The sequence below is a fragment of the Halomonas sp. PGE1 genome, assembly GCF_013000985.1.
In the GTDB taxonomy this organism is placed as follows: Bacteria; Pseudomonadota; Gammaproteobacteria; order Pseudomonadales; family Halomonadaceae; genus Halomonas; species Halomonas alkalicola.
The window spans coordinates 2,789,920-2,814,102 of the sequence record NZ_CP053032.1 but is presented as its reverse complement, the minus strand read 5'-3'; the positions used below and the strand labels follow the sequence as shown (position 1 = coordinate 2,814,102).

20 protein-coding genes are annotated in these 24,183 nt (G+C 69.4%); 17 read left to right on the top strand and 3 right to left on the bottom strand.

All coding sequences use genetic code 11. The features are described from left to right. The first annotated feature begins 36 nt into the window (after positions 1–36). The 9 genes from HIR79_RS13275 (at position 37) to HIR79_RS13235 (ending at position 12,895) form a co-directional block, all read left to right on the top strand. Positions 37–471 (top strand): hypothetical protein, encoded by a 435-nt coding sequence (locus HIR79_RS13275; RefSeq protein WP_162899875.1) that lies wholly within the window; start codon positions 37–39, stop codon positions 469–471. Positions 472–567: 96 nt separating this feature from the next. Next, the gene (locus HIR79_RS13270) at positions 568–2,142 is read left to right on the top strand and encodes a vWA domain-containing protein (protein ID WP_169958725.1); all 1,575 of its coding nucleotides are present in this window, start codon (positions 568–570) and stop codon (positions 2,140–2,142) included. Then, positions 2,135–2,974: a class II glutamine amidotransferase gene (locus HIR79_RS13265; RefSeq protein ID WP_169958724.1), complete on the top strand. Its 840-nt coding sequence runs from the start codon at positions 2,135–2,137 to the stop codon at positions 2,972–2,974. Before HIR79_RS13270 ends, HIR79_RS13265 begins: the two co-directional genes overlap by 8 nt. 139 nt (positions 2,975–3,113) lie before the next feature. After that, positions 3,114–4,796: an AMP-binding protein gene (locus HIR79_RS13260; protein WP_169958723.1), complete on the top strand. Its 1,683-nt coding sequence runs from the start codon at positions 3,114–3,116 to the stop codon at positions 4,794–4,796. Between the two features lie 347 nt (positions 4,797–5,143). Further along, positions 5,144–9,193: an ATP-dependent RNA helicase HrpA gene (hrpA, locus tag HIR79_RS13255; protein WP_249322348.1), complete on the top strand. Its 4,050-nt coding sequence runs from the start codon at positions 5,144–5,146 to the stop codon at positions 9,191–9,193. Positions 9,194–9,261: 68 nt separating this feature from the next. After that, the gene (locus HIR79_RS13250; protein WP_169958721.1) at positions 9,262–10,374 is read left to right on the top strand and encodes a beta-ketoacyl-ACP synthase III; all 1,113 of its coding nucleotides are present in this window, start codon (positions 9,262–9,264) and stop codon (positions 10,372–10,374) included. A 37-nt stretch (positions 10,375–10,411) separates the two neighbouring features. Further along, entirely contained in the window at positions 10,412–11,200 is a 789-nt protein-coding gene (locus HIR79_RS13245) for an MlaA family lipoprotein (RefSeq protein ID WP_169958720.1), read from the top strand. Between the two features lie 11 nt (positions 11,201–11,211). Continuing rightward, a complete protein-coding gene (locus HIR79_RS13240) occupies positions 11,212–12,399 on the top strand; it encodes a PP2C family protein-serine/threonine phosphatase (protein ID WP_169958719.1) in 1,188 nt (395 codons plus the stop codon). Beyond that, positions 12,386–12,895, top strand: coding sequence for an STAS domain-containing protein (locus HIR79_RS13235; protein WP_119020504.1), 510 nt, complete (start codon positions 12,386–12,388; stop codon positions 12,893–12,895). The genes HIR79_RS13240 and HIR79_RS13235 overlap by 14 nt, the downstream gene beginning before the upstream one ends. Before the next feature lie 45 nt (positions 12,896–12,940). Here the strand turns inward: HIR79_RS13235 and tal are convergent, their stop codons facing one another. Then, entirely contained in the window at positions 12,941–13,879 is a 939-nt protein-coding gene (gene tal / locus HIR79_RS13230) for a transaldolase (protein WP_169958718.1), read from the bottom strand. A 127-nt stretch (positions 13,880–14,006) separates the two neighbouring features. Here tal and HIR79_RS13225 point away from each other — a divergent pair, with 127 nt between their 5' ends. The 8 genes from HIR79_RS13225 to HIR79_RS13190 all read left to right on the top strand — a co-directional run bounded on the left by HIR79_RS13225 (position 14,007) and on the right by HIR79_RS13190 (position 21,573). After that, positions 14,007–15,191 (top strand): multidrug effflux MFS transporter, encoded by a 1,185-nt coding sequence (locus HIR79_RS13225; protein WP_169958717.1) that lies wholly within the window; start codon positions 14,007–14,009, stop codon positions 15,189–15,191. Then, on the top strand, positions 15,184–15,918 hold the full coding sequence (locus tag HIR79_RS13220) for a sulfite exporter TauE/SafE family protein (RefSeq protein ID WP_169958716.1): 735 nt from the start codon (positions 15,184–15,186) through the stop codon (positions 15,916–15,918). Before HIR79_RS13225 ends, HIR79_RS13220 begins: the two co-directional genes overlap by 8 nt. A gap of 136 nt (positions 15,919–16,054) precedes the next feature. Next, the gene (locus tag HIR79_RS13215; RefSeq protein ID WP_169958715.1) at positions 16,055–17,068 is read left to right on the top strand and encodes a substrate-binding domain-containing protein; all 1,014 of its coding nucleotides are present in this window, start codon (positions 16,055–16,057) and stop codon (positions 17,066–17,068) included. A 74-nt stretch (positions 17,069–17,142) separates the two neighbouring features. Then, the gene (pstC, locus tag HIR79_RS13210) at positions 17,143–18,516 is read left to right on the top strand and encodes a phosphate ABC transporter permease subunit PstC (protein WP_169958714.1); all 1,374 of its coding nucleotides are present in this window, start codon (positions 17,143–17,145) and stop codon (positions 18,514–18,516) included. A gap of 6 nt (positions 18,517–18,522) precedes the next feature. Beyond that, positions 18,523–19,887 (top strand): phosphate ABC transporter permease PstA, encoded by a 1,365-nt coding sequence (pstA, locus tag HIR79_RS13205; RefSeq protein ID WP_169958713.1) that lies wholly within the window; start codon positions 18,523–18,525, stop codon positions 19,885–19,887. Further along, the gene (pstB, locus tag HIR79_RS13200) at positions 19,888–20,712 is read left to right on the top strand and encodes a phosphate ABC transporter ATP-binding protein PstB (protein WP_169958712.1); all 825 of its coding nucleotides are present in this window, start codon (positions 19,888–19,890) and stop codon (positions 20,710–20,712) included. Between the two features lie 10 nt (positions 20,713–20,722). Beyond that, positions 20,723–21,193 (top strand): arsenate reductase ArsC, encoded by a 471-nt coding sequence (locus tag HIR79_RS13195; protein ID WP_169958711.1) that lies wholly within the window; start codon positions 20,723–20,725, stop codon positions 21,191–21,193. 32 nt (positions 21,194–21,225) lie between these two features. Further along, on the top strand, positions 21,226–21,573 hold the full coding sequence (locus HIR79_RS13190) for a metalloregulator ArsR/SmtB family transcription factor (RefSeq protein WP_169958710.1): 348 nt from the start codon (positions 21,226–21,228) through the stop codon (positions 21,571–21,573). A 58-nt stretch (positions 21,574–21,631) separates the two neighbouring features. On the opposite strand, the gene HIR79_RS13185 is transcribed toward HIR79_RS13190, so the two are convergent. Further along, positions 21,632–22,852 carry an MFS transporter gene (locus HIR79_RS13185; RefSeq protein WP_169958709.1) on the bottom strand — a complete coding sequence of 407 codons (1,221 nt, stop codon included), beginning with the start codon at positions 22,850–22,852 and terminating at the stop codon, positions 21,632–21,634. Positions 22,853–22,997: 145 nt separating this feature from the next. Next, the gene (gene arsB, locus HIR79_RS13180; RefSeq protein WP_169958708.1) at positions 22,998–24,092 is read right to left on the bottom strand and encodes an ACR3 family arsenite efflux transporter; all 1,095 of its coding nucleotides are present in this window, start codon (positions 24,090–24,092) and stop codon (positions 22,998–23,000) included. Positions 24,093–24,183 lie beyond the last annotated feature (91 nt).

Here is a 24,183-nt window from a genome sequence, read left to right as displayed (position 1 = left end):
TGTACCATACTCAAGACTGTGAATAGAGAGGTGGCAATGCCAATTACCGATTCGATGACCCTACTATGGCTGGTCTACGCCGTCCTGTCGCTGGTGGTGCTGCTGACCGGCTACCTGGGCCTGGCCTTCCTGCCGCGGCTGCTGCGGCTGCCGATCACCTGGCTGGTGGCCGGCGTGATGTGGGTGCCGACGCGCTTCCATATGCCGCTGCTGGAGGAGGGGGAATTCTACACCGGTCTGGCGCCGGCGGTGGTGGTGGCCCTGGTGGGCTTCCTCGAGCGCGACAGCGGCCTGATGCTGCCGGCCCTGATGCTGACCGCGGCCGGTGCGGCGGCGGGCGTGGCCTTCGGGCTGCTGCTGGCCTGGCGTGGCGGCGACCGCGACCACTATGTCGACATGGATGACAACGAGGACGACGTGCCCCCTGCCAAGCCTGGCGGTGGCGGACGTCGCGAGCCGGTGATCGGCTGATCGCACGCCGAGCATCGGCCCAACAGGAGCCGATCAGCGGCTAAGGAGCCGGGCATGGCCGGGGCGTGGATGATGAGGTCGTGGAGGAGCCGTCGGGTGGGGCGTGGCTTCGCCGGCGTGCTGCTGGCGGGCCTGCTGTGGCTCGCGGCCGGGGCTGGGCTGGCGCAGCCGGTCGAGGAGAGCCCGGACGTGCGGGTGATCATCGATGTCTCGGGCAGCATGCGCAGCAACGATCCCGACCAGCTCGCGGCCAGCGCCCTGGAGCTGCTGTCCGCGCTGCTGCCGGACGGCACCCCGGCCGGCGTCTGGACCTTCGGCGAGCGCGTCGACAACCCGCTCCCGCTCGGCGAGGTCGACGACGAGTGGCGCGAGCGTGCCATGGCCCTGCGTCCCGCCCTGGTGGAGTACCAGCAGCACACCGACATCGAGGCCGCCGTGCGCAGTGCTGCCGAGAGCCCGGCCAACGGCTGGCGCCACCTGGTGCTGCTCACCGACGGCATGATCGACCTGGCGCCGGCACGGGGAGCCAAGCCGGAGATCGACCTCGCCTCGCGGCGTGCCCTGCTCGATGAGCTTGCCCCGGCGCTGGCGCAGCGCGGGGTGGTGGTGCACGCCATCGCCTTCTCCGACGAGGCCGACCTCCGCCTGGTGGAGCGCCTCTCCCGCACCACCGGCGGCCTGCCGGCCCTGGTGCAGTCCCCGGAGAGCCTGCTGGGTGCCTTCGTGGATATCGTCGAGCGCATCTTTCCCGCCGACCAGGTGCCCCTGGCCGAGGGGCGCTTCGCCATCGAGCCCGGCGTCGAGGCCTTCTCGGCGCTGCTCTTCCACGCCCCGAACGGCGACCCCCTGACCCTGGTGGCCCCGGACGGCACGCGCTTCACGCCCGATTCGCCGCCGCCCGGCGCCCGCTGGCAGGTGGAGCCCCGCTTCGACCTGCTGCGGGTGCCGGACCCCGCTCCCGGCGAGTGGCGCGTAGAGGGGGAGATCGCCGACGACAGCCGCATCGGGGTAAGCGGTGCGGTGAGCCTGCAGCTGGCGCCGCTGCCGGCCGTCCTGAACCCGGGGCAGACGCTGCCGCTGGAGGCCTGGCTGGCCCGCGGCGGTGAGCCCTGGCAGGAGGCCCCGGAGGATCTCGCCATCAGCGTGACCCTGCTCGATGCCGAAGAGGCGCCGCGGGCGGAGGTCTGGCTGGTCCGTCAGGGCGAGCGCTTCGTCGGCGAGCTGACGGTGCCGGAGCTCTCCGGAGCCGCCCGCCTGCGCTTTCAAGCCCGGGGGGAGGGGATCGACCGCCTGCGCGACCTGGCGGTGAACGTGCAGCCGCTGCTGAGCCTGCTCGACGAGGCCGAGGAGGGCCACGGGGTTGGCGACTCGCGCCTGGTTCCCCTGGGCGAGCGCTTCCACGAGGATCTTGCCACCGGCCGCGAGGGCGAGGCGGTGCCCGACAGCGCCGCCGACCGCTTCATCGATTTCATCCACGATCTGCCGGCCCATGCCGCCACCCTGTGGCGCGAAGGCCGGCCCTGGCTCGAGCGCCGTGGCGCGGCCTTCGCCGGCGACCCGCGCCAGTGGGCGGTGGCGGGCCTGGTGGTCGTGCTGCTGCTGACCCTTTTGGCCCTGCGCCGGACCCGGCGGCGTCGCCGGGTCGTCCACCGGGAGGATCCGTATGTGTGAGCTTTTGGGCATGAGCGCCAACGTGCCCACCGATATCTGCTTCAGCTTCACCGGCTTCCTGCATCGCGGGGGCGGCACCGGCCCCCACCGCGATGGCTGGGGCATCGCCTTCTACGAGGAGGGCGGCTACCGCGACTTCCGCGACCCCCACCCCTCGGTGCATTCGCCCATCGCCCGGCTGATCACCGACTACCCGATCAAGTCGAACATCGTCATCAGCCATATTCGCCAGGCCAACGTCGGCCATGTCCGCCTGGCCAACACCCACCCCTTCGTGCGCGAGATGTGGGGCAGCCCCTGGTGCTATGCCCACAACGGCCAGCTCGAGGGTTGGCGGGGCCTGCCGCTCAGCTTCTACCGCCCCATCGGGGATACCGACAGCGAGCACGCCTTCTGCTGGCTGCTGGGCGAGCTGCGCCGCTGCTTCCCGGCGCGCCCGCAGAGCGACGCCGAGCGCGAGGGGCTGTGGCGGCTGCTCCACCAGCTCTGCGAGCGCCTACGCGGCCTCGGGGTGTTCAACCTGCTGCTGGCCGACGGCGACTACCTCTACACCTTCTGCTCCACCAAGCTGGCGCATATCACCCGGCGGGCCCCGTTCGGCCGCGCCAGCCTGTCGGACGCCGAGCTCACCGTGAACTTCGCCGAGCACACCACGACCCACGACATCGTCTCGGTGATCGCCACCGAGCCGCTCACCGACAACGAGGCCTGGGAGCGCATGGTCCCGGGGGAGCTGCTGGTATGGCGGGATGGCGTGATCCAGGCGCGCTACGGCCGCCGAGATGCGGGAGATCGGCCGGCTGGCCTTTTCGGCGGCCAGGGCACAGGCTAGCGGTGAGGGGCCAGGACGGAGCGGTTTCAATCCATTGTTTCAATCGATCGTTTTACACTCCGAGTTGGCCGGTTTAAGGTAGGGCCCCGGGACAACAACAAGCGCCGGTGGTCCATCGGCGACTCAGCGGAGAGACGTGATGAGTGAGCATGCCAACGCCCCGATCCTGTCCGGCCCCGAGCTCAAGGGGATGGACGAGTACGGATCGGTCAACGATGTCTTCCAGGCGGCGGTCAAGCGCTATGCCGACAAGCCGGCCTTCAGCTGCATGGGGCAGACCCTGAGCTTCGCCGACCTGGATCGCCTCTCCGGCGATTTCGCCGCCTGGCTGCAGCACGAGACCACCCTGCAGCCCGGCGACCGCATCGCCATCCAGCTGCCCAACGTGCTGCAGTTCCCGGTGGCGGTGTTCGGCGCCATGCGGGCGGGCATGGTGGTGGTCAACACCAACCCGCTCTATACCGAGCGGGAGATGGCCCACCAGTTCAAGGATTCCGGCGCCAAGGCGATCGTGATCCTGGCCAACATGGCCGACAAGCTCGAGAAGATCCTCGACCGCACCGATATCCAGCACGTGGTGGTGACCCAGCTTGGCGACCTGCACGGCTTCCCCAAGCGTCCGCTGATCAACCTGGTGGTCAAGCACGTCAAGAAGATGGTGCCCGCCTATCGGCTGCCCGGCCACACGCCGTTCCGGCAGACGCTGAAGGAGGGGGCCGCCCGCCAGCACCGCGACGTCAAGCGCGAGCTGGATGACATCGCGGCCCTGCAGTACACCGGGGGCACCACGGGCCTGGCCAAGGGCACCATGCTGACCCACCGCAACCTGGTCGCCAACATGCTCCAGGCCGGGGAGGCGATCGGCAAGGGGCTCAACAACGGCGAGGAGGTGGTGATCGCGCCGCTGCCGGTCTACCACATCTACACTTTCACGGTGAACTGCCTGTTCCTGATGGAGACCGGCAACCACTCGATCCTGATCACCAATCCGCGCGATCTGCCCAACTTCGTCAAGGAGCTCAAGGGGCTCCAGTTCACCGCCTTCATTGGCCTGAACACCCTCTTCAACGCCCTGTGCAACCGCGAGGACTTCCGCGCCCTGGACTTCTCGAAGCTGCACCTGACCATCTCCGGCGGCATGGCGCTGACCAAGGCGGCGGCGGAGCGCTGGAAGGAGGTCACCGGCTGCGACATCGCCGAGGGCTATGGGCTCACCGAGACCTCGCCGGTGGTCAGCTTCAACCCTGTCGACGCCATCCAGCTCGGCACCATCGGCAAGCCGGTGGCCGGCACCCGGGTCAAGGTGGTGGATGCCGACGGCAACGACCTGCCCTTCGGCGAGCCGGGCGAGCTCTGCGTGCAGGGGCCCCAGGTGATGAAGGGCTACTGGAACCGCGACGACGAGACCATCAAGGTGATCGACGACGACGGCTGGTTCCACACCGGCGACATCGCGGTGCTCCAGGAGGACGGCTATATCCGCATCGTCGACCGCAAGAAGGACATGATCCTGGTCTCGGGCTTCAACGTGTACCCCAACGAGGTGGAGGATGTCGTCGCCACCCATCCGGGCGTGCTGGAGTCCGCGGCGGTCGGCGTGGAGGACGAGAACAGCGGCGAGGCGATCAAGCTCTTCGTGGTGCCACGCACGGATGACCTCGACCCCGACGAGCTGCGCGCCTGGTGCAAGAAGGAGCTGACCGGCTACAAGGTGCCCAAGTACGTGGAGCTGCGCGACGAGCTCCCGAAGACCAACGTGGGCAAGGTACTTCGCCGCCAGCTGCGCGATGAGGAGCGCGAGAAGGCCAAGGCGGCCGGCTAGGCAGCTCGCTCCCGAAGACGCCCACGTGTTCAGCAAGGTGCTGCGCCGCCAGCTGCGCGATGAGGAGCGCGAGAAGGCCAAGGCGGCCGGCTAGGCAGCTCGCTCCCGAAGACGCCCACGTGTTCAGCAAGGTGCTGCGCCGTCAGCTGCGCGATGAGGAGCGCGAGAAGGCCAAGGCGGCCTCCTGAACCGCCGATAGCCGCTGCCTGGTCGGGCCATAGCCAGCCTCAATGGCCCGGATTAGGCGCCGCCCAGGCGGCGGCGTTACAATGACCTGCCCGTTCCGGCTCCCCGGTGCGGGCAGTTTTCCTTTGTTGCCCTCCACCCCCGGAGCCGCCGTGTCCGACGTGACCACCGACCCTTCTCTCGCCACCGATGCCCTGACCGATGCCGGCCGCCTGCGCGCCCTGCGCCAGGCCCTCGACGGCGTGCTGCTGCGTGACCGCGCGTCGCTCGACAAGCGCCTGCACGGCCTGGCGCGGCGGCTGAAGGAGGGCAAGCCGGTGGATCGCGGCCTGGGCGAGGTGGAGCAGGCCGTGGCGCGCTCCCGGGAGGCGGTGGCGCGACGCGCGGCCCGCCCGGTGACGCTCAACTACCCCCCCGAGCTGCCGGTGGCGGAGCGCCGCGAGGAGATCCTCGACGCCCTGCGCGACCACCAGGTGGTGGTGGTGGCCGGCGAGACCGGCTCCGGCAAGACCACCCAGCTGCCCAAGATCTGCCTGGAGCTGGGGCTGGGGCGCCGCGGCTTGATCGGCCACACCCAGCCGCGGCGGCTGGCGGCGCGCTCGGTGGCCGCGCGGCTGGCCGAGGAGCTCGAGACCACGCTGGGGGAGCAGGTCGGCTACCAGGTGCGCTTCACCGACCAGAGCAGCGACCAGACCCTGGTCAAGCTGATGACCGACGGCATCCTGCTGGCGGAGACGCGCCACGATCCCGATCTCACCCGCTACGAGGTGATCATCATCGACGAGGCTCACGAGCGCAGCCTCAACATCGATTTCCTGCTCGGCTACCTGAAGCGCCTGCTGCCCCGTCGCCCCGACCTCAAGGTGATCATCACCTCGGCCACCATCGATGTGGAGCGCTTCGCCGCCCACTTCGCTCGGCCCGGCAGGGGCGAGGCGCCCGACCGGCCGGCGCCGGTGGTGGAGGTCTCCGGGCGCACCTTCCCGGTGGAGCTGCACTACCGCCCGCTGGTGCGCGAGGCCGAGGACGAGGAGGACCGCACCCTGCAGGAGGGCATCCTGCATGCGGTGGAGGAGATCGAGCGCATCGAGCGCGACAAGCGCTGGCTCCATGGCCCCCGCGACATCCTGGTGTTCCTGCCCGGGGAGCGGGAGATCCGCGAGACCGCCGATACCCTGCGCCGGGCCGACCTGCGCGGCACCGAGATCCTGCCGCTCTACGCGCGCCTCTCCAATGCCGAGCAGAATCGTGTATTCGCGCCCCATGCCGGGCGGCGCATCGTGCTGGCCACCAACGTCGCCGAGACCTCGCTCACCGTGCCTGGCATCCGCTACGTGATCGACCCGGGCCTGGTGCGCATCAGCCGCTACAGCTACCGGGCCAAGATTCAGCGCCTGCCGGTAGAGCCGGTCAGCCAGGCCAGCGCCAACCAGCGTATGGGGCGCTGCGGCCGCGTGGCCGAGGGGGTCTGCATCCGCCTCTATGACGAGGAGGACTTCCTCGCCAGGCCGGCGTTCACCGACCCCGAGATCCGCCGCACCAACCTGGCCTCGGTGATCCTCTCCATGCTCTCGCTGCTGTCGTTGAACCCCGATGACATCGAGGCCTTCCCCTTCGTCGATCCGCCGGATTCGCGTTTCGTCACCGACGGCTTCCGACTGCTCTTCGAACTGGGCGCGGTGGACGAGGGCGGGCGGCTCACCCCCATCGGTCGCAAGCTGGCCCGGCTGCCCATCGACCCGCGCCTGGCACGCATGGTGCTGGCCGGGGCCGAGCAGGGCGGCCTGCGCGAGGTGCTGATCGTGGTGGCGGGCCTCGCCGTCCAGGACCCCCGCGACCGCCCGGCGGAGAAGCGCCATGCCGCCGACCAGGCCCACCGCCGCTGGCAGGACCCGGACTCCGACTTCGTGGCGCTGCTCAACCTCTGGGACGGCGTCGAGGCGGCTCGGGAGGCGCTCTCCGGCAACCAGCTCAGGCGCTGGTGCAAGGAGCACTACATCAACTACCTGCGCCTGCGCGAATGGCACGACACCTTCCGCCAGCTGCGCCAGCTGCTGCGCGACATGCAGATCGAGGTGCCGCCGCCGGCGCCCTGGCCGGTTTCCGAGGAGGGCAGCGCCGAGGAGGGCGATGAAGAGAAGGCGCGCCAGGAGCGCCGTCGCCGCCAGGCCGCCACCCTGCACCGGGCGCTCTTGCCCGGGCTGCTCTCCCACCTCGGGCTTCTCACCGAGAACCGCGAGTACCTGGGCGCGCGCAACCGCAAGTTCGTCATCCATCCGGGGTCGGGGCTCGGCAAGAAGTCGCCCAAGTGGCTGATGGCCTTCGAGCTGGTGGAGACGACGAAACTGTTCGCCCGCACCGTGGCGAAGATCGACCCCGAGTGGATCGAGCCGCTGGCCGGGCACCTGGTCAAGCGCAGCTACGCCGAGCCCCACTGGGAGATGAAGCGTGCCCAGGTAATCGCCAAGGAGCAGGTGACCCTGTTCGGGCTGCCCATCGTGGCCGGGCGGCGGGTGCACTACGGCCCCATCGCGCCCGCCGAGGCCCGCGAGCTCTTCATTCGCCGCGCCCTGGTGGAGGGGGAGTTCCGCACCCGCGGCGACTTCTTCGCCCACAACCGCGCGCTGGTCGAGGAGGTCGAGGACCTCGAGGACCGGGCCCGGCGTCGCGATATCCTGGTGGACGAGGAGACCCTCTTCGCCTTCTACGACGAGCGCCTCCCCGAGGGCATACATAACGGCAAGGGCTTCGAGGCGTGGCGCAAGCAGGCCGAGGCCGAGAACCCCGCGGTGCTCAAGTTCGACCGCGCCGCCCTGCTGGCCCGGGAGGCCAGCGAGGTCACCGAGGCCGACTACCCGGACGAGCTGGCCCTCAACGGGGTGCGCTATCCGCTTGCCTACCACTTCGAGCCCGGCGCCCAGGACGACGGGGTGACCCTCACCGTGCCCGCCGCCATGCTGCCCCAGCTGCCGCTGGCGCGGCTCGAGTGGCTGGTGCCGGGCCTTTTGCGCGAGAAGTGCATCGCGCTGATGAAGTCGCTGCCCAAGGCGATTCGCCGCCAGGTGGTGCCGATTCCCGACTGGGTGGATGCCGCCCTGGAGACCCTCGTCCCCGACGACGTGCCCCTCACCGAGGCGCTGGGCGAGTTCCTGCGCCGGCGCACCGGGGTGCGCCTCCACCCCGACGACTGGCAGCGTGACCAGCTCGAGCCCCACCTGGTGATGAACCTGCGGGTGGTGGACCATGAGGGCAACACCTTGGGCCAGGGCCGCGATGCCCGCGAGCTGGAACGCCGCTTCGAGGCGGCGGCGGGGCAGGGGGCCCGGGCGCTGGCCGCCGAGGCACGCCTGGAGGCGCCGGTGGAAGGGCTGCCCGAGGCCGCGCTGCCGGAGTCGCGGGTGACCACCCAGGCGGGCATCCGGGTCGAGGCCTTCCCGGCCCTGGTGCCGGAGGGGGAGGCCTTCCGGGTCGAGCTCTTCGACCACCCCGACAAGGCCCGCGAGGCCCATCGCGACGGCATCGTGCGCCTGGCCATGCGCCGCCTGCCCGACCAGGTGCGCGAGATCGAACGCCTTAAGGGGCTCGGCACCTGTGCGCTGCTGTTTGCCAAGGTGGGCAGCAAGCGCCAGCTGACCGACGACGTGGTGCGGGCGGTGTTCACCCGGGGGGTGGCGCAGGACCCGCTGCCGCGCTCGGCGGCCGAGCTCGAGGCGCGCCTGGCGGCGACCCGAGCCGAGCTCCTGCCCCGGGCCGAGGCCCTGGTGGTCACCCTGGAGGCCGCCCTCAAGGGCCACCTGGCGGTCACCAAGGCGTTGAAGGGCAACCTGAACCTGGCGCTGGCGCTGGTATACAGTGACCTCAAGGGGCAGATGGCGCGGCTGGTACACCCCGGCTTCGTCAACGAGGCCGGCGAGTGGCTCGAGGAATACCCGCGCTACATGGAGGCGGCCCAGATCCGCCTGGAGAAGGCGCCCCGGGAGCGGCTGCGCGACCAGATGCACATGCAGGAGATCCAGGCCCTGGAGGCGCGCCTCGAGGCCCGCCTTCAGAGCGAGCGGCGCGGCGGCATGGCGCCCCCGGCGCTGGCCGAGTTCCGCTGGTGGATCGAGGAGCTGCGTGTCTCGCTCTTCGCCCAGCAGCTGGGCACGAAATTTGCGGTCTCTGCCAAGCGTCTCGAGAAGCGCTGGGCGGAGATCACCGGGCGCCCCTGAGCGCCCCGAACAGTGAGCGGTCGCCGAGGCGGCCAGGGCGGCCCGGACGCCGCGAAAGGGAGATACCGATGACCAACGTCGTGATTACCGGCACAGGACTCTTCACGCCGGAGCACACCATCGACAACGACGCCCTGGTGGCCTCGTTCAATACCTGGGTGGATGCCGAGAACGCCCGCCGCGCCGAGGCCGGCATCGAGGAGCGCCTGGCGCACTCCAGCAGCGAGTTCATCGTCAAGGCCTCGGGCATCCACAGCCGCCACGTGCTCGATGCCGAGGGCATCCTCGACCCCGAGCGCATGCGGCCCCGGCTGTGCGAGCGGAGCAACGACGAGCCCTCCATCCAGTGCGAGATGGGCGCCGTGGCGGCTCGCCAGGCCCTGGAGGCCGCCGGGGTGGCGGCCGCCGACATCGACCTGGTGATCGTCGGCTGCTCCAACCTGGAGCGTCCCTACCCGGCGGTGGCGGTGGAGCTGCAGGCGGCACTGGGCGCCGGCGGCTACGCCTTCGACATGAACGTGGCCTGCAGCTCGGCCACCTTCGCCATCGAGACCGCGGCCAACGCCATCCGCGCCGGCAGTGCCCGCCGGGCGCTGGTGGTCAACCCGGAGATCTGCTCGGCGCACCTCAACTTCCGCGACCGCGACAGCCACTTCATCTTCGGCGACGCCTGCACCGCCATCGTGCTGGAACGCGACGACCTGGCCACCAGTGAGTCGCGCTTCGAGATCCTCGGCACGCGCCTGGTGACGCGCTTCTCCAATGCCATCCGCAACAACGCCGGCTTCCTCAACCGGGTCACCGACGCCGACCCCCAGGCGCTGGACAAGCTGTTCGTCCAGGAGGGGCGTCGGGTGTTCAAGGAGGTCTGCCCCATGGTGGCGGCGCTGATCGGGGCGCACCTGCAGGCGCTGGGCTTCTCCGGCAACGACCTGGCGCGGATGTGGCTGCACCAGGCCAACCGCCACATGAATGACCTGATCGCCCGCCGGGTGCTGGGCCGCGACCCCAGCGAGCAGGAGGCGCCGATCATCCTCGACCGCTACGCCAACACCAGCTCGGCGGGCTCGATCATCGCCTTCCACCTGCACCATGATGACCTGGCGCCGGGAGCGCTGGGGGTGATCTGCTCCTTCGGGGCGGGCTACAGTGCCGGCAGCGTGGTGGTGCGGCGTGTCTGACCCGGGCGGCGTGGCGGCAATCGACAAGGAGCGTGACATGATGACAAGGACGACACGGCGGGGCTGGGTGAAGGCGGCGGTCGCTCTGCTGGCGGCGATGCTGCTGGCCGGCTGCGCCAGCACGGCCGCCATCGAGGAGCGCCATCCCGACGACCCCTGGGAGGGCTTCAACCGCCGGGTGTTCGCTTTCAACGACGCGGTGGATCGCGCCGTGCTGAAGCCGACCGCGCGGGGCTATCGGGCGGTGACGCCGCAGCCGGTGCAGACCGGGGTGGGCAACTTCTTCTCCAACCTGGGAGAGCCGCGCACGGCGATCAACAGCCTGCTGCAGGGCAAGCCGGGCAACGCGGGCATCGCCATGTCGCGCTTCCTGATCAACACCACCATCGGCATCGGCGGCCTGTGGGACTTCGCCACCCACATGGAGATCACCGCCCGCGACGAGGACTTCGGCCAGACCCTGGCGGTGTGGGGGTGGGAGGAGTCACGCTATCTGGTGCTGCCCCTCCTGGGGCCGAGCACGCTGCGCGATACCGGTGGCCTGCCCGCGGATGCGGTGACCTATCCGCTCTACTACCTGGACGACGCCGAGCTTGAGATCGCGCTCACCGCGCTGCGGATCGTGGACATGCGCGCCGGGCTGCTCGACCAGGAGGAGCTGATCCGCGGCGACCGCTACAGCTTCATCCGCGATGCCTGGCTGCAGCGGCGTCGCTTCGAGATCAACGACGGCGAGACGGGCGATGACCCCTTCGCCATGGACGACTTCGATTTCGACGACGCGGACTTCGACGACGCCGACTTCGACGACGCCTTCTCCGACTGAGGCCCCTTTCCATGGACCGTCCCAAGCAGCTCATCGGTGTGATCGATGCCCCCGGCCCGGCGCGCAACGCCCTGGCCGAGGCCATCGCCCGTGATGGCCTGGCGGTGATCGCCGTCGACAGCCCCGACGAGCTGCCGGCGGAGGTGTCGCTGGTGGTGGCCCATGCCCGGGCGCTCTCCGAGGAGCAGTGGGCGCCGCTCTGCGCGCGCCTGCCGACCCTGGTGGTCAGCGATAGCCGCGAGTCCCCCGGGCTGCTCTCCGCGGTGGATGCGGGCCTTGTCGACTACATCGTCGAGCCGCTGCGCCACGGCCAGCTGCTGCGGCGAATGATCCGCAAGGTGATCGAGCTGCGCCGCCTGGAGGAGGCGCGGCGCGAGGATCAGGCGCGCCTCGAGGAGCTCAACGAGAGCCTGGAGACTCACCTGGCGATGCTGCGCCTCGACCAGCAGGCCGGCGGTCAGATCCAGCGCAAGCTGCTGCCGCCGCGCCCCCAGACCTCGGGCGGGGTCACCTGCGACTACTGGTTCGCCCCCTGGCTCTATCTCTCCGGCGACTTCCTGGACTTCCAGCGCCTGGACGAACGTCATCTGCTGTTCTATTTTGCCGATGTCTCCGGTCACGGCGCCTCCTCGGCCTTCGTCACCGTGCTGCTCAAGTACCTGGCCAACCGCTGGCAGGGCGAGTGGGACGGGACCGCGCCCGAGGCCCTGCCGCCGCGCTGGCTTAGCGATCTGAACCGCGAGTTGCTGGACACCGGCATCGGCAAGCATGCCACCCTGTTCGTCGGGGTCATTGACCTCGAGCGCCGCTATCTGCACTATTCGCTGGGCGCACAGCTGCCCATGCCCTTGCTGGTGGCGGATGGCGAGGTCCGGCCACTGTCCGGCGAGGGCATGCCGGTGGGCTTGTTTCCCGGTGCCGACTACCCCACCCTGGGGTGCTCGCTGCCCGAGAACTTCCGCCTTTGGCTGTGTTCGGATGGAGTATTGGAATGCCTGCCGGGCGAAACGCTCGACATGCGGCTCAGGGAGCTCGAGCAGCGGGTGCTGGCCAGCGAGACGCTGGAAGACCTGCGGGCCAGTCTGGCCCTCGGCCATCTGGCCAGCGGTGACGATGTCGGTACGGATACGGCCATCGAGGCACTGCCCGACGACCTGACCATCATGATGTTGAGCGGATTTGGCAATGTTGATTCCTGAAGGACGCGTCAAGGCAGCATTCGACGCGGGCGTCTTCGTCCTCAAGCTGTGTGGCGACGTGCGCCTGACCCTCTGCGCGACCCTGGACCGCCAGGCCCAGCAGCTCGCCCAGACCCCGGGGCTCACCACGCTGATCATCGATCTGCGCGACGCCACCAACGTGGACTCCACGGCACTGGGCTTCCTGGCCAAGGTGGCCATGGCGGTGGAAGGCCGCCTGGCCGAGCGCCCCACCATCGTCGCCGACAATCCCGACATCCAGCGCATGCTGGACGTGATGGGCTTCGCCCGCTACTTCACCCAGGTGGAGGCGCCCATCACCGAGGTCTGCGAGCTATGCGACCTGCCGGAGATCCCCTGTGACGTGGAGGAGACCCGCCAGCGCATCCTCGAGGCCCACCGCATCCTGATGCGCATGAACGAGCACAACCGGGAGGAGTTCCAGCCACTGGTGGAGATGCTCGAGGCCCAGGAGGCCGCCTCCCACCCCCACTGACCCCGGCCTTCTCCTCCCGCGTCGCGCTACTTTTCCCCCGCGTCGCTACGCCCGGCGCAGCTCGCCCAGCAGCGCCTCCAGCTTGCGCTGGTCCTCCATGAACTTGCGGATGCCCTCGGCCAGCTTCTCGGTGGCCATGGCGTCCTCGTTCATGTGCCAGCGATACTCGGCTTCGTCGAGAGGCTCGAGGCCGCTGGTTTCGGCGTCCTCCGGGACCAGGCGGCGCTCGAGGGTGCCGCGGGCGTCGGCCAGCTCGCCGAGCAGGGCAGGGGAGATGGTCAGTCGGTCGCAGCCGGCCAGCGCCAGGATCTCCCCGGCGTTGCGAAAGCTCGCCCCCATCACGATGGTGTGGTAGCCGTGCCCCTTGTAGTGCTCGTAGATGCGCTTGACCGACTGCACGCCGGGATCGCGGTCGCCGCTGAAGTCGGCGTCCGGCGACTGGGCCCTGTGCCAGTCCAGGATGCGCCCCACGAAGGGGGAGATCAGCGTCACCCCGGCGTCGGCGCAGGCCTGGGCCTGGGCGAAGCTGAACAGCAGGGTCAGGTTGGTGTGGATGCCCTCGCGCTCGAGCTGCTGGGCGGCGCGGATGCCCTCCCAGGTGGCGGCGACCTTGATCAGGATGCGCTCCGGCCCGATGCCGTGGCGGGCGTAGCGCTCGATCAGCGAGCGGGCCCGGGCCAGGGTGGCGTCGGTGTCGAAGGAGAGCCTGGCGCTCACCTCGGTGGAGACATAGCCCGGCACCAGGGAGCTGATCTCGCTGCCGATCTCCACCGCCACCGCGTCCAGGGCGTCATCGAGGTCCGTCGCGCGGCGGGCGATCTCGGCCAGGCGCTCGCGGCGCCCTTCCAGCTGGGCGGCCTGCAGGATCAGCGAGGGGTTGGTGGTGGCATCGGTGGGTTCGAACCGGCGGATGGCGTCGATGTCGCCGGTATCGGCGACCACGGTGGTCATCTGCCGGAGTTGCGTGAGCAGGTCGTCGGCCATGGGGTAGGGCTCCTGGGGAAAGGGGAAGATCACTCTATCAAGCCAGTATGACAGGGAACAGGGACCGGCAGGGAAGGCGACGATAGGCTATGATTAGCGGCCTATCTATGCATGCCAAGGAGCCTCCTTGACCCTCGACGCCCGACGCGTGGCGCTGCTGGTGGCCGCCAACACCGCCCTGGCCCCCTTCGCCATCGATGCCTACCTGCCCGCCATGGGGGTGCTCGCCGAGCATCTCGGCGCCAGCATCCATCACACCGAGCTCTCGATCAGCATGTTCCTGGCCGGGTTTGCGGTCGGCCAGCTGATCTTCGGGCCGCTCTCCGACCAGCTCGGCCGCAAGCCGGTGCTGCTGGGTGGCCTGGTGGTCTTCCTGCTGGCGAGCCTCGTCATCACCACGGTGGATACCCTCCCGGAGCTGCTCGCCTGGCGCTTCGTCCAGGCCCTGGGCGGCGGGGCCAGCGTGGTCAACTCCGCGGCCATCGTGCGCGACTGCTTCAGCGGCCGCGAGGCGGCCAGGGTGATGTCCACCATGGCGATGATCATGATGCTGGCGCCCCTGGTCGCGCCGGTGGTGGGCAGCGGCCTGCTCTATCTGGGCGACTGGTGGCTGATCTTCGTCTTCCTGGCCGCCTACGCCGCCTTCCTGCTCTGGTGGCTGGGTACCCGCCTGCCGGAGACCCGACCGCCGGGGGCGCCGGCGGCCGGCTTCGGCGAGGTGCTGGCCAACTATGGCAGCGTGCTGCGCCACCGCGCGGGCATGGGCTACATCTGCGCGGTGGCGGCCTCCTTCGGCGGGCTCTTTGCCTTCGTGACCGCCTCGCCCTACGTCTACCTGGAGCACTTCGGCCTGACGCCGGCCACCTACCCGCTGGTGTTCGGCATCAACGTGGTGGTCATCGCGCTCTCCAACCGCGTCAACATCTACCTTCTACGCGATCGCACCCCAGGGCAGAACCTCGCCCTGGGCCTTCTGGTGCAGCTGGCGGCGGCGGCTGCCCTGGGGTTGGCCGCGGCGCTGGGGATGGCGTCGCTGCCGGTGGTGGTGGTGCTGGTGATGGTCTACGCCGGCATGATCGGGCTGATCACGCCCAATGCCATGTCGATGCTGCTCGACGAGTTCGGCCACATGAGTGCTACCGCCACGGCGCTGATGGGCTTCATCAAGTTCGGTGCGGCGGCCCTGGCGGGGGTGATGGTGGGGGCCTTCGAGATCGAGAGCCTCTGGCCCATGGTGGGCACCATGCTGGCGGCCTCGGTGGTCGGCAACCTGGGGCTGCGCCGGCTGGCGGGGCGCGCCGCCCATGCCTGAGGCGCTGCTGGCCTGGCTCGATATGGGGCTCGGTACCTGGCTTGGCTGCCTGGTGGTGCTGGCGCTGGGGGCCTTCGTGCAGCGGGCCACCGGCTTCGGCCTCGCCGTGGTGGGGGCGCCGCTGCTGCTGATGCTCGAGCCGCGCCTGGTGCCGGTGATCCTGGTGCTGTTCGGCTTCACGGTGGCGCTGACCACCCTGCGCCACTACTGGCGCGAGGTGCGCCTTGCAGAAATCGGCACCGCCCTGATGGGGCGCATCCCGGGCAATGCCCTGGGGCTCTGGCTGCTGCTGGCCGCCCCCATGGCCGTGCTGGAGAAGCTGATCGCCGGCAGCGTGCTCTTCGCGGTGGCGGTGACCCTGTTCCGCTTCCGCCTGCCGGTCAACCGCGCCACCCTGTTCGGTGCCGGGGTCTTCTCGGGCATCTTCGGCACCATCGCCGCGCTCAGCGGCCCGCCCCTGGTGCTGCTGCTGCACGGTTTCTCGCCGGACCGCCTGCGCGGCACCCTCTCGGCCTTCTTCGTGGTCACCGCCCTGATGACCCTGGTCACCCTGGGACTGGGCGGACTGCTCAGGGCCTGGCATTTCGGCGTGGCGCTGACTTTCGCCCCGGGGGTGCTGGCCGGCAGCTGGCTGGCCGGCCGGGTGGCCCATCGCCTCGATCGACGCCTGCTTCAGGGGGCCTCGCTTTCGCTCTGCACCCTGGCAGCGCTGGGCCTGTTGCTATGACATCGTTCGGACATATCGATGTCACATAACTGAAACCCTCACCCTGCAGACTCCTCACTGCGAACGGCTGACACAGTCGACCCGAAGCCGAAGGACCCGAGTCCACCGGCCCCTACGCAGAGAGAGGATCTTCACGATGAACGTCAACAAGCGCACCCTGAGCGTTGCCCTGGCCACCGGTCTGGCCGTCGGCTTCTCCACCGCCGCCATGGCGCGTGACACCATCCAGATCGCCGGCTCATCCACCGTCCTGCCCTTCGCCAGCATCGTGGCCGAGGAGTTCGGCAACAACTTCCCGCAGTTCAATACCCCGGTGGTGGGTTCCGGCGGCTCCGGCGGCGGCCTGCGTCAGTTCTGCCAGGGCGTGGGCGAGAACACCATCGACATTGCCAACTCCTCACGGGCCATTCGCAGCGGCGAGCTCGAGAACTGCCAGTCCAACGGCGTCAACGAGGTGCTCGAGGTGATGTTCGGCTACGACGGCATCGTCTTCGCCTCTCGCGCCGATCGGGGCGCCTTCGCCCTGACCCCGGCCCATGTCTTTGCCGCCGCGGCCCAGCAGGTGCGCGTCGACGGCGAGCTGGTCGACAACCCCTACACCCGCTGGTCCGAGATCGATGGCGACCTGCCGGATCAGGAGATCGTGCTGGTGATCCCGGCCTCCAACCACGGCACCCGCGAGGTGTTCGAGGACAAGGTGCTGGATCCGGGCTGCGATAGCCTCGGCATGGATGGCGACGCCTGTCACTCCCTGCGTGGCGACGGGCGCATCATCGAGATCGCCGGCGACTACACCGAGACCCTGGCACGCCTCGATGCCCAGGCCGACGCCGTGGGCGTCTTCGGCCTGAGCTTCTACGACCAGAACCGCGACCGCCTCCAGGTGGCCACCGTGGATGGCGTGACCCCGAGCCTGGAGACCATCGGTTCCGGCGAGTACCCGGTCTCCCGTCCGCTGTTCTTCTACGTGAAGGGCGAGCACCTGGACGTGATCCCGGGGCTGGCGGAATACACCGAGTTCTTCCTCAACGAGATGGTCTCTGGCTACGGCAGCCCGCTGGAGGATGCCGGCCTGATCCCGCTGGATGACGACGAGCGGGCCGAGGCCCTGGCCCAGTTCCAGGCGCGCACCCTCGTTACCGCCGAGTGACGCCCGGGTCGCCCGATGACTCACGTCCGCCGGGGTCCCGTCACGGGGCCCCGGCGCAGTGATGCGGAGAGAGGATGAATAATCTCGTACTGATCGCCATCCTGCTGATCGTCATGGCCCTGGCCTATCAGGTCGGCCTGACGCGCAGTCGCACGGTGGCAACCGACGGAGTGCGGCTGCACTCGCGTCCCGGATACTACGGCATGCTGGTGGCCCTCTGGTGCGGCCTGCCGGCCTTTGCCCTCTTCCTGCTCTGGAGTCTGGCGGGCACCTCGCTGGTGGAGCTGCTGGTGGTGCGCCAGCTGCCCCCCGAGATCGCCACGCTAGGCGAGCGGGAGCTCTCCACCTTTCTGCGCCGCGTCTCGGCGCTGGCCGCCGACCGCGCCGTCTCCGGCACGCCCAGCGAGACGGAACTGGCCGCTGCCGCCCATATGGCGAGCCTGCAGACGCTGGGGCGCATGATCACCATCGCCGCCATGGCCGTGGCCGCCGTTGCCGGCCTGGTGCTGGCCCGGGGCCGCATCTCGCCACAGCTGCGTGCCCGCAACCAGGTCGAGCGGGTGATCACCGTGACGCTGGCGCTCTGCTCCGGCGTCGCCATCCTGACCACCGTGGGCATCGTGCTCTCCATGGTGGGCGAGGCGATGAACTTCTTCCGCTTTATCAGCCCGGCGGAGTTCTTCTTCGGCACCACCTGGAATCCGCGCTTCAGCACCTCCGGAGATACGGGCCAAGGGGAGTTCGGCCTGCTGCCGCTGCTGTGGGGTACCCTGATGGTCAGTGCCATCGCCCTGCTGGTGGCGGTGCCGCTGGGGCTGATGACCGCCATCTACATGGCCGAGTACGCCCCGGCCTGGCTGCGCAACGTCGCCAAGCCGGTGATCGAGGTACTGGCAGGTATCCCGACCATCGTCTACGGCTTCTTCGCCCTGATCGTGATCGGTCCCTTCCTGTCCGACCTGGGCGACCTGGTGGGCATCAGCATCCGTACCACCAGCGCGCTCACCGCGGGCCTGGTGATGGGGATCATGATCATCCCCTTCGTCTCCTCGCTCTCCGACGACATCATCACCCAGGTGCCCAAGGCCCTGCGCGACGGGGCGTTGGGCCTCGGCGCCACCAAGTCGGAGACCATTCGGCAGGTAGTACTGCCGGCGGCGCTCCCGGGCATTGTCGGCGCCTTCCTGCTGGCCGCCAGCCGCGCCATCGGCGAGACCATGATCGTGGTGCTGGCGGCGGGCAACAACCCGGTGCTGCACGCCAACCCCTTCGAGGCGGTCTCCACCATCACGGTGACCATCGTCAATCAGCTGACCGGCGACATGGACTTCGCGAGCCCCCAGTCGCTGGTGGCCTTCGCCCTGGGCCTGACGCTGTTCGTCATCACCCTGGGACTGAACGTCATCGCCCTGGTGGTGGTGCGCCGCTACCGCCAGCAATACGAGTAACCGCCCGTGACCACTGACACCCTCACCATCGAAGAACGCAGCCGCCAGCGGCTGGAAACCATCGAGGCCTCCCTGGCGGGGCGCCACGCCCGCGAGCGACGCTTCCGTCGCCTGGGCCTGGCGGCGGTGGTCACCGGCATGGGCCTGGTGCTGATCCTGTTCGCCAGCATCCTCTCCCGCGGGGTGCCGGCCTTCTGGCAGGCCACCTTCCATCTGGACGTCCACTTCGACCCCGAACTGATTCGGGTCGAGGAGAAGCCGGTGCGCGCCTCCGGCGAGAGCGCCAGTGCCTTCCGCGAGCGCGAGCTGGCCTGGATGAGCCAGGTGGGCCTGGTCAACTGGCAGCAGATCATCGACGAGGCGCTCAAGACCGAGCTCGGCGAGATCGAGTCGCGCCAGACCCGTGACCTGCGCGCCCTGATCACCTCCGGCGAGCGCCACGCCCTGCGCGACCGCTTCATCGAGGACCCCTCGCTGCTGGGGCAGACGGTGACCGTCAAGATGCTGGCCTCGGCCAACGTCGACGTCTGGCTGAAGGGCAACATCGACCGCAGCCTGCCGGATCATCAGCAGCAGCTCAGCCCCCAGACCCGGGAGTGGGCCGACGAGCTCTACGACCGCGGGGTGATCACCAACGCCTTCAGCACCGCGCTCTTCCTCAACACTGACTCGCGCAGCTCGCTGGCCTCGGCGGGCCTGGCCGGCGCCTTCATGGGCTCGCTGTTCATGATGCTGGTGGTGATCGTGCTCTCGGTGCCGATCGGCGTGGCCAGCGCCATCTACCTGGAGGAGTTCGCGCCGAAGAACCGCCTGACCGACCTGATCGAGATCAACATCAACAACCTGGCGGCGGTGCCCTCCATCGTCTTCGGCCTGCTGGGGGCGGCGATCTTCATCGGCTACCTGGGGCTGCCGCTCTCCGCGCCCCTGGTGGGGGGCCTGGTGCTGACCCTGATGACCCTGCCCACCATCATCATCGCCACCCGGGCCTCGCTGCGCTCCATTCCCGGTTCGATCCGCCAGGCGGCACTGGGCATCGGCGCATCGAAGGTCCAGACGGTCTTTCATCATGTGCTGCCGCTGGCGCTGCCGGGCATCCTCACCGGCTCCATCCTCGGTGTCGCCCAGGCTCTGGGCGAGACGGCGCCGCTGCTGCTGATCGGCATGAACGCCTTCGTCGCCAACGTGCCGGGCACCCCCCTGGAGCAGTCCACGGCCCTGCCGGTGCAGATCTACCTGTGGCAGGGCAACGAACTGCGCAACTTCTTCGAGGCGCGCACCTCGGCAGCCATCATCGTGCTGCTGGGCCTGATGCTGAGCCTCAATGCGCTGGCCATCTGGCTGCGCAAGCGATTCGAGACGAGGTGGTAAATGAACATGGTAACCAGCACCCCGGTACCCACCGGCCTCGGCGAGAGCCGGACCAGCAAGGCCTCCGATCGCATCAAGATGCGCGCCAGCGGCGTCAAGGTGCACTACGGCGAGACCGAGGCACTCCACGGCATCGACGTGGACATCTTCGAGAACGAGGTGGTGGCCTTCATCGGCCCCTCGGGCTGCGGCAAGTCGACCTTCCTGCGCTGCCTCAATCGCATGAACGACACCATTCCGGGCTGCCGGGTGGAGGGCGAGGTGACCCTGGAGGGTCAGGACATCTACGCGCCCAACCTCGACGTGGTGCTGCTGCGGGCCCAGGTGGGGATCGTCTTCCAGAAGCCCAACCCCTTCCCCAAGTCGATCTACGAGAACATCGCCTACGGGCCGCGCCTGCACGGCCTCGCCCGGCGCAAGGCGGAGCTCGATGACATCGTCGAAGGCAGCCTGCGCAAGGCGGGGCTCTGGGAGGAGGTCAAGGACCGCCTCGACCAGCCCGGCACCGGGCTCTCCGGCGGCCAGCAGCAGCGCCTGTGCATCGCGCGGACCATCGCGATCAGCCCCGAGGTGATCCTGATGGACGAGCCCTGCTCGGCCCTGGACCCTATCGCCACGGCGAAGATCGAGCAGCTCATCGACGAGCTCTCCGACAGCTACACCATCGTCATGGTGACCCACAACATGCAGCAGGCCGCGCGCGTCGCCGACCGCACCGCCTTCTTTCACATGGGCGACCTGGTGGAGGTCGACAAGACCGACAGGATCTTCACCAACCCCAGTAACCAGCGCACCCACGACTACATCACCGGGCGCTTCGGCTGAGGAGGGTGGCATGGAGACGAGGCTTCAGGTGCTGTTCCTGTGCAATGCCAACTCGGCGCGTTCGCTGATGGGGGAGGCGCTGCTCAACCACATGGCGGGGGATCTCTTCGAGGCGCACAGCGCCGGGGTGGAGCCCGATGCACCCCACGCCCACACCCTGGCGGCGCTGCAGGAGTTCGGCATCCCGGTAGAGGGGTTGGCCAGCGAGTCCGTCGAGCGCTATGCCGACCGGCACTTCGATGCCGTGATCATCCTCTGCGAGAAGGCCCAGCAGCGCTGTCGCGACTGGCAGGGCAGGACCGACGAGCTGATCTTCTGGGACATCCCCGATCCGCGCCTGTACGAGGGGCCAACGGCCTACACCCGGGCGCTGCGCGACATTCGCGGCCGGCTGGAGCTCTGGGTGGCGGTCAAGCGCCGCCAGCAGCGGCGCTCGCAGGCGCAAGGCGCGAGCGACGCCTGTTGGCCTGGGGTACCATAGCGGGCATCTCCTGCCCGCCATGGTGAGCATCGATGATCGAGCCCTCCCGCCTCTTCAAGTGTCTCGGCGACGACACTCGCCTGCTGGTCACCCTGCTGATCCATCGGGAGGGTGAGCTGTGCGTCTGCGAGATGACCCACGCGCTGGACGCGTCGCAGCCCAAGGTGTCGCGGCACCTGGCGCAGCTGCGTGCCTGCGAGCTGCTCAGCGATCGCCGCGAGGGGCAGTGGGTCTACTACCGCCTGGCCGAGGGGCTGCCGGGTTGGGTCGAGGGGGTGCTCGCCGCCGCGGAGCAGGGCGAGGGCGGGCGGCTCGCCCTGCTGCAGCAGCGCCTGGCGGAGATGGGCAATCGGCCGGAGCGGTGTGCCACGCTATGCTGATCAGGCCCTGAGGAGCGTCGCCAGCTCCCTCTCCCATTTGCTTCCAGACTGACCCCGATCAACTCCGCTGCCGGCCGGCCCCTTCATCGCCCGTCGACGGGATCGGAAGCTCGCACAGGCCGCGCATGGCCCACAGGCCGAGCAGCGGACCCGGCAGCAGCCACCACAGCACCCAGCTCCCCTGCAGCCCCCACAGCGCAGTGGTGAGGGAGATGGCAGGGATGGTCAGGGCGAAGCCCACGGCGTTCATGACGGCCAGGGTGGAACCCACCCGCTCGCGTGGGGCGCTGGCCGCCGCCAGCGCCGAGAACTGCGGCGAGTCGGCGATCACCGCAAGCCCCCACAGGGCCAGCAGCCCCAGCAGCAGCCCGGGCGGCGCCCAGGGCAGCAGCGGGTAAGCCAGGCAGACCAGCCCGGAGGCCGCCAGGGCCCGGCGTGCCACCCACAGGCTGCCGAGCCGGCGGCTCAGCGCGCCGCCGCCCACACAGCCCAGGAATCCCAGGGCGATCACCGAGAACGAGAGCCAGGGAATCCAGGCCTCCGGGGCGCCGAGCCTCGCCACCTCCCGCGCCACCAGGAAGGGCGTCAGCGTCCAGAGCGCATAGAGTTCCCAGCAGTGGCCGAAGTAGCCACCCGCCACGGCACGGAAGCGACGCTCTCGCAGGGCCGCCAGGCCGTCCAGCAGGCGCGCCTTGCCACTGGATGGAGGCAGATGGGGTCCGTCCCCCAGGGCGAGGATCAGGGCGCCGCCCGCCAGCGCCAGGGCCGAGGCGCCCAGCAGCGGCCACTCCCAGGGCAGGCCCAGGGTGGAGCCACGCAGCAGGTGGGGCAGGGCGGTGCCCAGGGTCAGCATCCCGACGAGCCACGCCAGCGCCGCCCCGGTGTGCCTGGGCGTCCAGCCGATCACCAGCTTCATGCCCGGCGGATAGATGCCGGCCAGGCAGAGCCCGGTGGCGAAGCGCAGCAGCAGGTCCAGGGGCGGATGGGGGGCGGCGATCACGAAGCCCGCATTGGTCAGCGCGCCGAGCAGGCAGGAGAGGGCGAAGATCCGGCTGGCCCGGAAGCGATCGGCCAGACCGGTGGCGGCCAGGGTCAGGGTGCCGACGATGAAGCCCGCCTGGACGGTCAGGGTCAGGCGGCCCAGGTCCGCCTCGGAAAGGCCCAGATCCCGGGAGAGCGAGAGGCCCACGCCGTTGACGGAGAACCACAGCGAGGTGCCGCAGAGCTGGGCGAGAACGATGAGCGCCAGGGGATGGCGCCGCCACAGGGAAGGAGTCATTCCTCGATCCTAGCCGCCGGACGCTTCCAAGGCAAGCATCGACGCCTCAGCGCTTCAGCGGCGCACCGTCACCGCGTCCCCCTTGCGCCGGATGAAGTCCCTCGCCCGCCGGCTGATCGCGATGGCCATGCACTGCTCTCCGGGGTCAGCGTGCGGCCTCGACCGTCGGAGCGACGGCGGCGGGGAAGTGGTGGCGGGTGCGGTTGGCGATGCGCACCAGGGCCAGCATCAGCGGCACCTCGACGAGCACCCCCACCACCGTGGCCAGGGCCGCGCCGGACTGCAGGCCGAACAGGGCGATGGCGGCGGCCACCGCCAGCTCGAAGAAGTTGCTGGCGCCGATCATCGCGCCGGGTGCAGCCACGTTGTGGGGCACCTTCCAGGCCTTGGCCCAGCCGTAGGCGATGAAGAAGATCAGCACCGTCTGGATGATCAGCGGGATGGCGATCAGCAGGATATGCAGCGGGTTGGCCAGTATCACGTCGCCCTGGAAGGCGAACAGCAGCACCAGGGTCACGATCAGCCCGATGGGCGTCACCGGGCCGATACGCTTCATGAAGACGTTGTCGTACCATTCGGCGCCGCGGCGGGCGATCAGGGCGCGCCGGGTCAGGACGCCGGCGGCGAGCGGAATCACGATATAAAGAAAGACCGACAGCGCCACCGTATCCCAGGGCACCTGGATATTGGAGATGCCGAGCAGCAAGACCACGATGGGCGCGAAGGCGAAGAGCATGATCAGGTCGTTGAGCGACACCTGCACCAGGGTGTAGGCGGCGTCGCCCCGGGTCAGGTAGCTCCACACGAAGACCATGGCGGTGCAGGGCGCGGCACCGAGCAGGATGGCCCCGGCCAGGTACTGCCTGGCGAGCTCCTCTGGAATGAACGGCCGGAACACCACCATCAGGAAGAACCAGGCGATGGCGAACATGGTGAAGGGCTTGATCAGCCAGTTCACCGAGGTGGTGATGACAAGCCCCTTCGGCTGGCGACGCACGCCGAGCACCGCGGAGAAGTCGATCTGCGCCATCATGGGGAAGATCATCGCCCAGATCAGGATCGCCACCGGGATCGACACCTGGGCCACCTCGAAGCGCGAGAGCGTCTCGGGCACCGCCGGGGCGAACTGGCCGAGCAGCACCCCGGCGACGATGGCCAGCGCCACCCACACAGAGAGATAACGCTCGAAGCGCCCCATGCCCTCGGCGACGCTGGGGGAATCGGTGGCGGTATCGGACATCGGGCGCTCCTCGGCTCGTGGGTGTGAGGTCAATATATATGTTTTTCCATATATGGGAAGGCCCGCACCCCCGATGACGCCGGCAGGCCTG

Bases quoted from the DNA above. Each gene is read 5' to 3' on its own strand.
- HIR79_RS13275 (WP_162899875.1), top strand. From the start codon at position 37: ATGCCAATTACCGATTCGATGACCCTACTATGGCTGGTCTACGCCGTC.
- HIR79_RS13265 (WP_169958724.1), top strand. From the start codon at position 2,135: ATGTGTGAGCTTTTGGGCATGAGCGCCAACGTGCCCACCGATATCTGC.
- HIR79_RS13260 (WP_169958723.1), top strand. From the start codon at position 3,114: ATGAGTGAGCATGCCAACGCCCCGATCCTGTCCGGCCCCGAGCTCAAG.
- HIR79_RS13250 (WP_169958721.1), top strand. From the start codon at position 9,262: ATGACCAACGTCGTGATTACCGGCACAGGACTCTTCACGCCGGAGCAC.
- HIR79_RS13245 (WP_169958720.1), top strand. From the start codon at position 10,412: ATGATGACAAGGACGACACGGCGGGGCTGGGTGAAGGCGGCGGTCGCT.
- HIR79_RS13240 (WP_169958719.1), top strand. From the start codon at position 11,212: ATGGACCGTCCCAAGCAGCTCATCGGTGTGATCGATGCCCCCGGCCCG.
- HIR79_RS13235 (WP_119020504.1), top strand. From the start codon at position 12,386: ATGTTGATTCCTGAAGGACGCGTCAAGGCAGCATTCGACGCGGGCGTC.
- tal (WP_169958718.1), bottom strand. From the start codon at position 13,879: ATGGCCGACGACCTGCTCACGCAACTCCGGCAGATGACCACCGTGGTC.
- HIR79_RS13220 (WP_169958716.1), top strand. From the start codon at position 15,184: ATGCCTGAGGCGCTGCTGGCCTGGCTCGATATGGGGCTCGGTACCTGG.
- HIR79_RS13215 (WP_169958715.1), top strand. From the start codon at position 16,055: ATGAACGTCAACAAGCGCACCCTGAGCGTTGCCCTGGCCACCGGTCTG.
- pstC (WP_169958714.1), top strand. From the start codon at position 17,143: ATGAATAATCTCGTACTGATCGCCATCCTGCTGATCGTCATGGCCCTG.
- pstB (WP_169958712.1), top strand. From the start codon at position 19,888: ATGAACATGGTAACCAGCACCCCGGTACCCACCGGCCTCGGCGAGAGC.
- HIR79_RS13195 (WP_169958711.1), top strand. From the start codon at position 20,723: ATGGAGACGAGGCTTCAGGTGCTGTTCCTGTGCAATGCCAACTCGGCG.
- HIR79_RS13190 (WP_169958710.1), top strand. From the start codon at position 21,226: ATGATCGAGCCCTCCCGCCTCTTCAAGTGTCTCGGCGACGACACTCGC.
- HIR79_RS13185 (WP_169958709.1), bottom strand. From the start codon at position 22,852: ATGACTCCTTCCCTGTGGCGGCGCCATCCCCTGGCGCTCATCGTTCTC.
- arsB (WP_169958708.1), bottom strand. From the start codon at position 24,092: ATGTCCGATACCGCCACCGATTCCCCCAGCGTCGCCGAGGGCATGGGG.